12 protein-coding genes are annotated in these 13810 nt (G+C 46.1%); all 12 read left to right on the top strand.

Annotated elements, in window-relative coordinates; translation table 11 throughout:
- Nucleotides 1–55: 55 nt before the first annotated feature.
- Nucleotides 56–1771, top strand: coding sequence for an acyl-CoA dehydrogenase family protein (locus ACXAF2_RS15055; RefSeq protein ID WP_475139828.1), 1716 nt, complete (start codon nt 56–58; stop codon nt 1769–1771).
- A 15-nt stretch (nt 1772–1786) separates the two neighbouring features.
- On the top strand, nt 1787–2671 hold the full coding sequence (locus tag ACXAF2_RS15050) for an NAD(P)-dependent oxidoreductase (RefSeq protein ID WP_475139827.1): 885 nt from the start codon (nt 1787–1789) through the stop codon (nt 2669–2671).
- 21 nt (nt 2672–2692) lie between these two features.
- Entirely contained in the window at nt 2693–4147 is a 1455-nt protein-coding gene (locus ACXAF2_RS15045) for a CoA-acylating methylmalonate-semialdehyde dehydrogenase (RefSeq protein ID WP_475139825.1), read from the top strand.
- Between the two features lie 88 nt (nt 4148–4235).
- A complete protein-coding gene (locus ACXAF2_RS15040) occupies nt 4236–5021 on the top strand; it encodes an enoyl-CoA hydratase-related protein (protein WP_475139824.1) in 786 nt (261 codons plus the stop codon).
- Nucleotides 5022–5036: 15 nt separating this feature from the next.
- A complete protein-coding gene (locus tag ACXAF2_RS15035) occupies nt 5037–6107 on the top strand; it encodes an enoyl-CoA hydratase/isomerase family protein (protein WP_475139823.1) in 1071 nt (356 codons plus the stop codon).
- Between the two features lie 417 nt (nt 6108–6524).
- Nucleotides 6525–7376, top strand: a complete 852-nt coding sequence (locus tag ACXAF2_RS15030) for a histidine racemase CntK family protein (protein WP_475139821.1) — start codon at nt 6525–6527, stop codon at nt 7374–7376.
- Nucleotides 7373–8179, top strand: coding sequence for an SAM-dependent methyltransferase (locus ACXAF2_RS15025; protein WP_475139819.1), 807 nt, complete (start codon nt 7373–7375; stop codon nt 8177–8179). Before ACXAF2_RS15030 ends, ACXAF2_RS15025 begins: the two co-directional genes overlap by 4 nt.
- Nucleotides 8176–9492, top strand: coding sequence for an opine metallophore biosynthesis dehydrogenase (locus tag ACXAF2_RS15020; protein ID WP_475139818.1), 1317 nt, complete (start codon nt 8176–8178; stop codon nt 9490–9492). The genes ACXAF2_RS15025 and ACXAF2_RS15020 overlap by 4 nt, the downstream gene beginning before the upstream one ends.
- A 44-nt stretch (nt 9493–9536) precedes the next feature.
- Complete coding sequence (gene cntA / locus ACXAF2_RS15015; RefSeq protein WP_475139816.1) at nt 9537–11129, top strand: staphylopine-dependent metal ABC transporter substrate-binding lipoprotein; 1593 nt, start codon at nt 9537–9539, stop codon at nt 11127–11129.
- Between the two features lie 45 nt (nt 11130–11174).
- Nucleotides 11175–12107 carry a nickel/cobalt ABC transporter permease gene (gene opp1B / locus ACXAF2_RS15010; RefSeq protein ID WP_475139814.1) on the top strand — a complete coding sequence of 311 codons (933 nt, stop codon included), beginning with the start codon at nt 11175–11177 and terminating at the stop codon, nt 12105–12107.
- Nucleotides 12108–13007: a staphylopine uptake ABC transporter permease subunit CntC gene (cntC, locus tag ACXAF2_RS15005; protein WP_475139812.1), complete on the top strand. Its 900-nt coding sequence runs from the start codon at nt 12108–12110 to the stop codon at nt 13005–13007.
- Complete coding sequence (gene cntD, locus ACXAF2_RS15000) at nt 13004–13810, top strand: staphylopine uptake ABC transporter ATP-binding protein CntD (RefSeq protein ID WP_475139810.1); 807 nt, start codon at nt 13004–13006, stop codon at nt 13808–13810. The genes cntC and cntD overlap by 4 nt, the downstream gene beginning before the upstream one ends.

The raw sequence follows: 13810 nt of genomic DNA, 5'->3' as shown, positions 1-13810 counted from the left end.
GTAGGATGTAATCGATTCAACGCTTTCATAACAAGTCAAAGCGAGGAGGAAAGGGATGGGCGAAGCAGAGCTTCAAGCTAGTGAACGTTTATTTACTCATCATGGGGAGGAATATGAAGTATTTACTCCAGAAGATTTTAATGAGGAAGGTCATCTCATATCGAAAACAACAGAACGATTTGTTAAAAACGATGTCATTCCCCTGCTTGATTCGATTGATCAGCATGATTATGCCAACGTTAAAAAATTGTTTAAAGAAGCAGGGGGCCTGGGCTTGCTCAGTATTGAGGTTCCAGAAGCTTATGGCGGATTGTCACTGAACAAAAAACTTTCAGGACTAGTAGCAGAGAAGATGGGATTTGGCGGTTCGTTCAGCGTATCCTTTAATATTCATGCAGGCGTAGGTACACTTCCATACGTATATTATGGAACAGAGAAGCAAAAACATAAGTACCTGCCAAAGCTCATATCGGGAGAATGGATTGGAGCCTATGCCTTAACGGAACCTGACGCAGGATCGGATGCACTGAATGCTAAAACGACTGCAGTACTGAACGAAGAAGGGACAGCCTGGCTGTTAAATGGTGAAAAACAGTGGATAACCAACGCACAAGTGGCAGATGTCTTTGTCGTCTTTGCCAAAACCGGTGAAGGCATGACTGCCTTTATTGTAGAGAGGTCGTTCAATGGGGTTTCAATTGGTCCTGAAGAGAAGAAAATGGGGATAAAAGGATCTTCGACCGCCACTTTGATCTTGGAAGATGTCCATGTACCGTCACAGAATGTCCTGGGAAAAGTCGGACAGGGACATCATGTAGCGTTAAATATTTTAAACATGGCGCGGTTGAAGCTCGCCTTCTCGAACATCGGTACAGCGAAGCAGGCACTGAAGCTTGCAGTGGGTTACGGGAAACAGCGTAAGCAATTTGGTAGACCAATCATTCGTTTTTCCATGATACAAGAAAAGCTTGCGGACATGGCGATTTCGATTTATGGGGCGGAGAGTGCCGCATACAGGACGGCTGACAGCTTAGACCATGTGTTGGACGCCGCCGCCCCCTTAGATGATCGAATGAGAGAACTCGCACACTACGCAACTGAATGTGCAATCAATAAAGTAAACTGCTCCGAAGTCCTTGATGGGATTGTAGATGAGGCCGTACAGATTCATGGTGGGTATGGATACATGCAGGAATATGAGGTGGAAAGACTTTATCGGGACGCACGGATAAGCCGGATTTTCGAAGGAACCAATGAAATAAACCGACTGACGATTGCTAAGATTTTGATCAAAAAAGCATACCAATCAGCCGACTCAAGGAAGGAACACCTAATCCATAAGCATATAAGCCGAAATCAGGAATACATCCAGTTGTCTAAAATGCTTCTCGACAAATCTTTGAGAGCACTGACACATTTCAACATTAACATCCAGCAGGAACAAGAATATTCCCGCTTGCTCGCCAACATGATGAAAGAAATCTATGTGATGGAATCTGCGTTCATTCGTACAGAAAAAGCCGTACAAAAGAACGGGATAGAAAAAGAGCTATTGAAAACGAGCATGACAAACATCATCTGTGAAGAAGGTTACCGAAGAATGGAAGAGATGACAGTCTTGATCTTATCGGGATCAGAAGCAGATGAAGCCCACAGAAAAGAGATATTGGATGAAATCAAAAGTCTTCCTGTTCCCCTCTACAGGAATCTGTTTATTCAAAAGCGGGAAATCGCAGAACGCTTGTCTGAACATGAAAAATATATCGTGTGAACGGAGTGAAGTCTTGTGAAAAAGATCGGATTTATCGGTTTGGGCAACATGGGTTTACCTATGTCGCAAAATTTGCTTCTGTCAAACTTTACAGTGTATGGAATGGATCTCAATAAAGAAGCTGAGTTGTCCTTTCTTAAATCGGGAGGTACGGTCGGCGTATCGCTTGATGAGATGGTTGAACGATGTGATGTCATCCTGACTAGCCTTCCGTCCACTAACGCGGTAGAGGAGGTATTCCTTGGGGAAAATGGACTCGTTAATATCTCTGGTCCTCATGTAATGCTCGTCGATACGAGTACGGTAGCTCCAGAACTGAATAGCCGGATAGAAGAGGCGGCTAAGAAAAAGGGTGTGGAATTTCTGGCTGCACCAGTCAGCGGGGGCGTAGTAGGGGCAGTAAATCGAACGCTCACTTTCATGGTCGGCGGTGTAAGGTCTGCCTTCGATAAGGCACTGCCTGTATTTAATGCGATGGGTGAGAATATATTTCATGTGAATGAAAAGATCGACAGCGGTACAAATACGAAGCTCATCAATAATCTACTGATCGGATTTTACACAGCGGGAGTAAGTGAAGCCCTTCATCTTGCTAAGAATAGTGATCTTGATCTTGAAAAATTGTTTGAAATGCTCAACGTCAGTTATGGACAGAGCAGAATTTACGAGCGCAATTATAAAAGCTTCATAGCTGATGATACGTATGATCCCGGTTTTTCTTTAAAGCTGCTGAGGAAGGATCTCGGGTTTGCTCTTGGGCTTGCTGAAAAAAACAACGTGGAACTGCCGGTTAGCAAAATCCTCTTCGACCTATATGAAGAAGCAGAAAAGAACGGCTACGGTGAAAAAGACATGTCCGTCCTATACAAGAAAATTAGTGAAAAGACGACAACCATTTAATAAATAGGGGTGAGAGAATAGATGATTACAACAAATATTAAAAAAATGCAGAACAACATCAACGGAGAATGGGTAGATTCTACCGGAACGGATGTTGATGAAGTAATCAATCCTGCGAATGGAAAAATTATTGCCTATGTACCTCTATCGACGAGAGCGGATGTCGATCAAGCCGTACTGGCCGCTGAAAAGACGTTTGAGACTTGGTCATTGGTCCCTGTGCCGAATCGGACAAGACTTTTATACAATTACTTAAGGCTTCTTCAAGAGCAGAAAGAACAATTGGCTGAAATCATCACGATGGAAAACGGGAAAACGCTAAAGGATGCTCGAGGAGAGGTTCAGCGGGGAATAGAAGTCGTTGAGCTTGCGACTGCGACACCAACTCTAATGATGGGAGAGTCCCTACCTGGAATTGCGGACGGAATTGATGGTTCGATTTGGCGTTATCCATTAGGAGTCGTTGCAGGAATTACACCGTTTAACTTTCCGATGATGGTACCACTTTGGATGTTCCCACTTGCGATTGCTTGTGGAAATACGTTTGTTCTGAAGGCATCAGAAAAAACTCCGATCTTAGCCGGTAAGCTTGTGGAGCTATTCTATGAATCAGGCTTCCCTAAAGGTGTCCTTAACCTCGTACATGGAGCAAAAGCCGTGGTGAACGGATTACTGGAGAATGAAGACATCAAAGCCATTTCTTTCGTTGGATCCGAACCAGTAGCAAAGCATGTATACCAAACGGGTACAGCTAACGGAAAGCGTGTCCAGGCACTTGCCGGTGCCAAAAATCATGCTGTAGTCCTATCGGATTGCGAGCTTGAGAAGTCGGTTCAAGGCATTATTGGTGCCGCGTTCGGCAGCAGTGGTGAACGCTGTATGGCGTGCTCAGTCGTTGCAGTCGTAGATGAGATCGCGGATGAGTTTATGGAAATGCTCGTTTCTGAAACACGCAAGCTGAAAACAGGGGACGGCAGGTCAGAAGATAACTTTGTAGGTCCCTTGATCAGGGAAGTCCACAAAAACCGTGTGCTCCATTATATCGACACAGGGGTAAGAGAAGGGGCTTCGTTACGAGTGGACGGACGGGATCCTGAAGTAGGGGAAGGATACTATGTCGGAGCGACCATTTTCGACCATGTGAAGCCGGATATGAAAATATGGCAGGAGGAACTCTTCGCGCCAGTATTGAGTGTCGTACGAGTAAAAGACCTTGATGAGGGAATCAAACTCACCAATCAATCCAAATTTGCCAATGGAGCTGTTATCTATACGTCGAGCGGCAAAAGTGTCCAGAAGTTTCGCGATAAAATTGATGCCGGCATGATCGGCGTGAATGTCAATGTACCAGCTCCGATGGCATTCTTCTCATTCGCAGGAAACAAAGCATCATTTTATGGAGACCTTGGAACAAATGGAAAAGACGGTGTCCAATTTTACACACGCAAGAAAGTAGTAACAGAACGCTGGTTCTAAACCTGACCGTAGGATCCCTCTATTTGTAGGATATAAGCATTTAGAGGGATCTATTTATCTTGAAATCTTTCAACCGGAGGGGAAAATCTTGAGTTACACATACGCAACGATTCAAAAAGAAAATGATATCACAATGGTCACAGTGAACAATCCACCGGCGAATACATTATCTTCTTCCTGTATCACCGAATTGCGTTCCCTTTTTCAGGAACTGGTCAAGGATGATGAAACAAAAGCCATCATCGTAACAGGAGAGGGCCGTTTCTTCGTGGCGGGAGCAGACATAAAAGAATTCGTATCTAAATTAGGGAATCTAGAAGAGGGGTTGGAACTGGCGAAGAATGGTCAGGCTCTTTGTGATGAAATCGAAGCTCTGAAGAAACCTGTCATTGCCGCGATAAATGGACCATCTCTCGGGGGAGGTCTGGAGTTGGCGATGAGCTGTCATTTCAGAATCATGTCAGATCATGCTACGGTTGGTCTTCCTGAATTAAAGCTTGGGCTGATTCCGACTTTCGGCGGGACACAGCGGCTTCGTAAGATAACAGATACAGCAACCGCATTGGATATCATCCTTACAGGGAGGACCCTCTCTGCAAGAGAAGCAGTAGATCTTGGGATAGCTCAGTTAGCTGTAAAGGAAAGTGAATTGTTACAGACGGCAAGAGCAATTGCAACTTCGTTTGTGGAAGGGAAAAGCATGACCAGTGTGATGCGGGCAGTGGAGTGTATTGTACAGGGCAGTAACGTAAGTATGGAACAGGGCTTAGAAAAGGAACGTAGAAGATTTGCTGAGTTGTTCCTGACTGAGGATGCGAAAGAAGGGATTCACGCATTCATCGAAAAACGCAATCCAGACTTCACACATTCATAAAAGGGAGGAGATAGAATGACCGATGAAGTATTGTTTTCCGTTAACCCAAATGGTGTTGCTACGATTTTACTAAATCGCCCGAAAGCTCTCAATTCTCTAACTCATGAGATGGTCATCGCTATAGGTGGAAAATTAAGAGAATGGAAGACAGACAATCGTGTATCGATCGTCGTCATGAAAGGTGCAGGTTCAAAAGCGCTATGTGCAGGAGGTGATATTAAATCACTCTATGAAGCGCGTTTGTCTGAATCCGCTCGGCGAAAAGCAGAGAATTTTTTTACTGATGAATATGAGGTCGATATGGCCGTCCATCAATATCCGAAGCCGATCATTGCCTGTTTAGACGGAATCGTAATGGGCGGGGGCGTTGGTTTAACATATGGGGCTAGTCATCGCATCGTAACGGAGCGGACAAAATGGTCGATGCCCGAGATGAATATCGGTTTCTTTCCGGATGTTGGCGCAGCTTACTTCTTAAATAAAGCTCCCGGGCACGCAGGTCGTTATCTCGCTTTAACGGCCTCAGTCATACAGGCTCAGGATGTTCTTTATGTAAACGGGGCAGACATCTATATGGAAAGTGTGGCATTAGAACGTTATATAGAAAAAGTGGAAAATACGGATTGGCGTCATGAGAAGATGGAGGAAATCCTTGATCAACTGATTGATGAATACAAAACACATTCTTCTAATGAAAGCCATATTTCCTCTATTCAACATGAAATCGATCGGCATTTCGCGTTTGAGACGGTTGAAGAAATCCTTCAGTCCCTCGACAGTCAGACAAGCGATTTTAACTTGAATGCGAAGGGATTGCTGCTTTCAAAGTCCCCTTTTTCATTGAAAATCACGTTAAAACAAATGATTGACGGCAAACAAAAGACAATGAAAGAATGCTTTGCAACCGACCTTTTACTAGCCAAGAACTTCTTAAAACACGATGACTTTTATGAAGGTGTTCGGTCTGTCCTCATTGATCGGGACCAGTCACCGAACTATGAGTACAAACATGTTTCAGACGTTACGAACGATATGGTAGATCAATTTTTCAAGCCGATTTCCCCAGTTTCAAAAGTTGATCATTGATTTAATTCTAGTCATTGAGCAATTAAAAGTGATGCATATTCACTGAGGCGCCACCCTCTTGGAATTGAAGACGACAAATCTGTCGGTTAGGGTTCTGTGTGGCTGCAATTAAAAGTGAAAATGCAGACGGAATTTGCCTTCCCTCACTATGTAGAGAGGAAGGTTTCTTTTTGATACTGGCTAGAAGTCCTCCTGACGGAAAACAATAAATGAGGGTAGCCCCTTTTTCCTAATTATACTTATTGGAAAAAATCCGATTGACAGAAGTGAAAAAAAGTCATAGCATAATAAAGGTAAATCGTAACTATTACGCTTTGACGACACTCCATATATTTTTTACATAGTAAATCGTAATGGTTACGAATTAATAGTTAATCCTTTCAATATCTCATTACCAAAAGAAGCAGAGGGATCGAAATGATGCAGGAGATCGAGTTTATCAAATTCAACCCGACGGAGAATATGACGGTACTTGTAAAGACCAAACACCTCAAGGAAGAATATCATCAGATTGCGTCAAAGCTTATGGCATATGACAGTTTATATGCTGAACAGGTGGGCTTTATTGAAGAGCCGAAGAATACGGGTGCAGATTCCAGCCTGCAGATGGCCGGGGGAGAATTCTGTGGGAATGCCTGCATGTCATTGGCTGCCTTCATTGCTTCCGAGAAGGGGCTGCCTCTCGGTTGTTCGACAACCATCCTGATGGAAGCCTCGGGAACCGACGAGCTGGTCCGGTGTGAAGTGAAGAGTGAGATGGGCTTGTACCGTTGCAGCATGACGATGCCTATTCCCGCTAAAATCAGGAAGCAAATATGGGTGGTGGATGGAGAAGAACTTCCTGTCACGATGATCTATTATCAGGAGGCGGTTCACGCTGTATTGGAAGCGGGACAGTTGAACTCTTCATTACGCCAGTCGGCAGAAACTCTGGCACGATTGATCAACTCCTCCTATGAGGCGAATCTGGTTGGTGTTTTGCTCTATGATCCTGAAACCCACGAACTTGCCCCCCTCATCCATGTACCGGATGTGAACAGCATGATGTGGGAACGGGGGTGCGGATCAGGGACCGGATCATTGGGTGCTTATCTTGCTTGGAAGCAAAAGCGCTTCATCTCGTTGCAGGTTAAACAGCCTGGAGGGGATATGAATGTAACAGCAGATTGGGAATCACGGTCCATCACCTCAGTAAGGATTGAAGGCACTGTCGGTATTGTGGCAGAAGGGAAAGCATTTATTCACATGGTAGAGGAGGTTATAGGATGAAGGCGAGTAAGACCCTTGAGGAGGATCTGCGTATCTATTTGGATCGATTTAGTGAAGCCATTCAAGGAAATAGCCTTATGGAAGAAGAGGCTGTGGCGTTAGAAAAGGTAATCAACGAGTATTCACGATTCATTCTTAATGAAGAGTACATAAAGAGGTGGGATCAGGTAGCGGATCCACAACTGGTAAATCAGTTAAGAAATCTATCATCCCTATCCGTGGCCAAGATGGAGAAGCACCGGGCCCGGAAGCTACTGAGGGGGGAAGAAGAGATAGCAGACTACTTTCAAAACATTGAGTCCAGCATTGAAGAGGAGTTCGGGCAGTTTCAGGTGACACGGGAATCGACTGTACTCCTTGTCGGCTCCGGTTCTTTTCCGATGACACCGCTCCTTATTGCGGGGCGCACTGGGGCAAAGGTGATCGGGATCGACATTGACGAAGAAGCGATCACCCTGGGACGGCAGGTTGTGGATCGGTTAGGCAGGGATTTAAATATTGCACTGGAACGTTCGTTTGTGGAACAGCTCAGAGATCTCAAAGAAGTGACCCATATCATCTTCAGTTCGACGGTTGAAGCGAAGTATGACATCATGGATCAGTTATATGAGTTGACCAATGAGGAGGTCGTTGTGTCGATGAGGTACGGGGATGGACTGAAATCCCTCTTCAACTTCCCTTCCCGTGAAGTAGATAAGGAGAAGTGGAGAATAGCAGAAAATAGTCTGCGTCCCCAGCAAATATTTGATATCTTACTCTATGAAAAAATTCGTCCCGCTACATGTCAGGAGGATAATCGATGAAAATGGATAAACGGGTGCTGGTCATTGGTACGGGACCCGCTTCGGTGCAGCTTTGTATGATCGTAAAGAACCACCTGGGCTGCGAGGTGGGACTGGCAGGGAGGAAGTCCGTCCGGTCGGAATCATTTTTTCAATCGTTAAGGATGAATGGAAATCACATTCGGGTGTCCGTTCAAAATCACCAGAATGAGAGATTACAAGGTGAATGCTTGGTCGATCATGTGTACCCCGGTCTCGACACGATTAGGGGAGAGTGGGATCACGTCGTATTGGCCGTCACCACAGACGCATATCTGGACGTGCTCCACACCATTCCGGGGGAAGTATTCAAAGGAGTCCGGTCAATCGTATTGGTTTCTCCTACTCTCGGATCCAATAGCCTTGTGAAGCATGATCTGGCACAGGTTCAACCAGAGGCGGAAATCATCAGCTTCTCTACTTATCTAGGGGATACAAGGTGGAGGGAGCGTGATCCTTCTCACCATGTCATCACGACGGCGGTGAAGAAGAAGCTTTATATCGGATCGACCCATCGACAATCGAAGACGGTTCAAAGTCTGATTGCGTTAGGGCAGGAGCTCGGCGTAGAGTTAGTCCAGACCGAATCCCCATTGGAATCAGAAACCCGCAATATTTCCCTCTACGTCCATCCACCGCTCTTTATGAATGATGTGACACTGCAGGAGATATTTGACGGGGGACCTTCCATGAAATATGTGTATAAGCTGTATCCCGAGGGACCGATCACCCAGCACCTGATCCGGGATATGCTCGCTCAATGGCAGGAAATGAAGGAAATCCTGGACAGAGTGAACATCAAGCCGCTCAACCTCCTGCAATTTATGACAGACGATAACTATCCCGTACGTTTGGAAAGCTTATCAAGGAGTGACATCGAAGGGTTTGAACAGCTGGATAGAATCCACCAGGAGTATTTACTTTACATACGCTATACCTCACTGTTGATCGATCCATTTTCCACTCCTGACGAGGCAGGAAGGTATTTCGATTTCTCGGCCGTTCCGATCAGGAAGATGTACAGGAACGCAGAGGGCGAGCTGGATATCCCGAGAATGCCTAAGGAAGATTATTACCGGATCAAGATCATCCAGGGAATTGCACGATTCCTGGAAGTACCGAGCCCTACCATTGACAAGCTGATCAGGATCTATGAGGACAAGCTGACAGAAGTCGCGGAAGTCCATCATGATCAAAAGCTTTCCAAAGCCTTTTCCATTCGAAGCTTCGAAGAGGATCTAGCGAGGATTACTAGTGAGATGGGAAAAGAGTTGGTTACAAAATTTAAATCGTAATGATTTTGTTTTATAAACAGAGTATAAAAGGAGAGAAAAATAAGATGAAGAAGAGATGGACATTAAGCGTAATGATTCTTTTGATGATGATCCTCACTGCCTGCGGAGCGAAAACAGAAGGTGGACAGGACGCAGATAAGAATGAACTGGTTTATGCGACGGCCAAGGATATCAATGATATGAACCCACATTTATACACAGGGTCTATGGCTGCCCAGGGAAAAGTGTATGAATCATTGGTTGAAAATACAGAGGATGGCATCAAGCCGCTCCTTGCTGAATCCTGGGAGATTTCAGATGACGGCAAGGTGTATACCTTCCACCTCAAACAAGGTGTCACCTTTCATGATGGGGAGCCGTTCAATGCCGAGGCCGTAAAGAAGAACATTGAAGCGGTACAAGGGAACGCGGAGAAGCACGCGTGGATCAAGCTTTCCACTAAAATCGAGGAGGTTCGGGTCGTTGACGAGCATACGGTGGAACTGGCTCTGTCTGAGCCCTATTATCCTACCTTGACAGAACTTTCGATGACAAGGCCTTATGTGTTCCTGTCACCCAATGACTTCAAGGATGGGGAAACGAAGGATGGTGTGAATGGTTATCACGGCACCGGACCCTATATCCTTGGGGAACATAAGGTGGACGAGTTCGCCCGGTTCGAAGCCAACGAAGACTATTGGGGAGGCGTGCCTTCTATAAAGGAAATTACAGCAAAGGTGCTTCCTGCAGGGGAGACGACATTCCTGGCTTTACAAAAGGGGGAGGTCAACTTTGCCTTCACAGATGATCGCGGTGCTGACAGCCTGAATGTGGAAGCGATGAACCAGCTGGTCGAAACAGGAGATCACCAAGTGAAAAGAAGTGAGGCGATGAACACGAAGATGATCGTCGCCAATAGCAGCAAAACGGATAGTCCCGTTACGGAGACGGCGGTTCGGGAAGCGATCTGGTACGCCATTGACAGGAAAACGATCTCTGAAGATATTTTGGACGGGACGGAAACAGAAGCCCATACCTTATTTTCATCCAATGTCCTTTATGCAGATATAGATTTGCAGAAGAGGGGCTTTGATGTCAATAAAGCTAAAAAGTTGTTAGAAGAAAATGGCTGGAGGTCCGGTGATGATGGGGTCCGTGAAAAGGATGGCCGTCCTTTGACCATGAAGCTCTATTATGACGTCAATTCACCTTCTCAAAAAACAGAGGCCGAATTCATCCAAAGCTCATTGAAAAAAATTGGCGCAATTCTTGAAATCGTCGGGGAGGAATCCACATCCATCGCCAATAGACGATCAACCGGTGAATATGAATTATTATTTAATCAAACATGGGGCCTCGCGTATGATCCTGTCAGTACGATCGCGGCGTTCACTTCCGATGCTTCTTACCTTCATACAACCAAAGGCATCAAGCAGGCGGATGAACTTTATAGAAAAATCGAAGAAGTGATGGTGACGACGGACGAAGGGAAGAGGAAATCCCTCTATAAGGATATTTTGACGATCGTTCATGACGAAGCTGTATTTATTCCGATATCGAATGGCCGAATGACGGTTGTGGCTCCTAAAGGTTTAAAGGGGCTGACATTCAAACAAACACAGTTTGAGCTGCCTTTCGACCAGATGAGACTCCAATAATGAAAAGGGAAGTCGTTACCTTGGATTCCCGAGAGGAGGATTGTCTTGATACGGTACATCATTAGAAGACTATTGGTATCGATTCCGGTTCTATTGATGATTTCATTTATAACGTTCGTATTGATGAGCCTGTCCCCCATGGATCCGGCTGAGGTCGTCCTCAAGTCCCAGGGGGTACCTGTCATTACGGATGAACTGATGGAAGAGACAAGGAAGGAGCTCGGATTTGACCGGCCCTTCCTCCTTCAGTACGGGGATTGGCTGATGGACTGTCTCCGGTTGGACTTTGGAACATCCTTTGTGACGGGACAGCCTGTATGGTCGCTCCTTGGACCAGCTTTGATCAACACAGTGAAGTTGACCCTCATTTCCTCGGTCGCGGTCATGATTCTGTCGGTTCTCCTTGGAGTGATTTGTGCCTTACAGCAGGACAAAGCGGTGGATCAGTTTGTCAGGGGTATCTCGTTCTTCTTGACGGCCATGCCTTCCTATTTACTGGCATCTTTATTGATCTGGTATTTTTCCGTGAAGCTCGATCTATTCCCAACGAATGGAATGGATTCCTATACAAGTTACATCCTGCCCGTCCTTGTCATTACCATTAGTTATGCGGGGATATACTTCCGGGTCGTAAGAAGCTCGATGCTCCGTCAATTGAATGAGGATTATGTACTCTATGCCAGGGCATGCGGATTGAAGGAATGGCACGTCACCGTCTCTATCATACGCAACTCCCTGCAGGTCGCCATTTCTGTCTTCTGTATGGCGATACCAATCATATTAGGGAGTACAGTCGTCGTGGAGAGTGTTTTTGCCTGGCCGGGAGTAGGAAGTTTGAGTATCAGATCCATTGTCAGCAGGGACTTTCCAGTCGTTCAGGCGTATGTACTGATCGTGGCGGTGGCATTCGTGATGTTCAATGCCATTTCTGACATCTTGAATGCCGCCCTGAATCCTAAAGTAAGGACTGATCATTAAATGAGACAATTAACGAATTTACGTCATGATAAGCTGGCGATGGGATCGTTGATCGTCATTCTCTTGACCCTCCTTGGCGGTCTGGTTGCACCATTCATAGCTCCCCATGATCCGGCGGAAGTCGATATGGGCTTACGTTATGCACCCCCTTCATGGGATTATCTGTTAGGGAATGATCATTTGGGACGCTGCATATTGTCGAGGATCCTTTTCGGCATTCGGCCGAGTGTCTTGTGGGTCTTGCTCGCACTGGCCATTTCGGTGGTGCTCGGGGCGATCGTCGGTTTCCTGTCGGGATATTTCGGGGGAAGAGTGGATGCGTTTCTGATGAGAGTCTGTGATATCATGCTGTCGTTTCCCGGATATGTCATGGCCCTTGCCATTATCGGTGTACTTGGGGTCGGGCTTGAAAATATACTGATTGCATTTATCGTCACTAAGTGGGCATGGTTTGCCCGTGTCATCCGTACTTCGGTCAGACAATTTGCCGAATCTGATTATGTGAGGTATGCAAGGGTCATCGGGGTGGGGCACGGCAGAATCATGCTCAAGCATATCCTGCCCGTGACGTTTGCCGATATCGCGGTCATTTCCAGCAGTTCGATTTCCTCGATGATTCTGCAGATTTCAGGCTTCTCCTTTCTTGGATTGGGGGTCCAGGCCCCTACTGCGGAGTGGGGGATGATGCTGAGCGAAGCCCGCTCGGTGATGTTTACCCGGCCGGAGCTACTACTGGCACCCGGATCAGCTATCATCATTACTGTAATGGCTTTCAATTTTCTTTCAGATTCCCTGCAGGTTGCACTTGATCCAAGGAGCCGTGGCGCGAAGATTCACAAGAGGAACAGCCTGTTATTGATCAAACCGGAATCAAGAAAAGAGGTGGCTGAAACAAAATGAATATACTTGAGGTAAACGGTCTGTCCATCATCGATGAAAAAACGGACCAATGGCTTGTGAAGGATAGTTCCTTCCACGTGAAGAAGGGAAGGACACTTGCCATCGTCGGGGAAAGTGGTAGTGGCAAATCCCTGACATGCAGGTCGTTGATGAGGTTGAACCAACCATGGTTGAAAGAAACCGGGTCCGTTCTTTTTAAAGGGGAAAATCTCCTTACCCTTTCGAAAAAAGGGATGAGGAAGAAACGGGGCAAACAGATGTACATGATCATGCAGAATGGGATGACCGCATTTGATCCATCACGTCTCATAGGCGTTCATCTACGTCAGGCGACAGCGGAACATTTCAACTGGTCTAAAACTGAGATGGAACGAAAGCTGACACTCGCCATTGAAAGCGTCATGATCAAGAATCCTGTCGAAGTGCTGAACAAATATCCCCATCAATTATCGGGAGGAATGCTCCAGAGGATCATGATTGCCCTGGCCCTTATCCTGGAACCGGATCTCATCATCGCCGATGAGCCGACGACAGCACTTGATACCATCACCCAGTATGAAGTGGTGAATCAGCTGATCGGGTTACGGGAAAGAATGGGATGCTCCATGATCTTCGTATCCCATGATCTGGGAGTGGTCCGTCACATAGCCGATGATCTATTGGTCATGAAGGACGGCAGGATCATTGAACGGGGGAAGGCTCAATCGGTTTTCAGAGAGCCGGAGAAGGAATATACGAAATACCTGGTATCCACCCGGCAATCGTTGAGCCATCAATTTAACAGCCTGATGGGGAGTCCTTAA

This window comes from Rossellomorea sp. ABR4_004, assembly GCF_056159585.1.
Note: the sequence above shows the minus strand (reverse complement) of the source record. Positions and strands in the feature narration are given on the sequence as shown.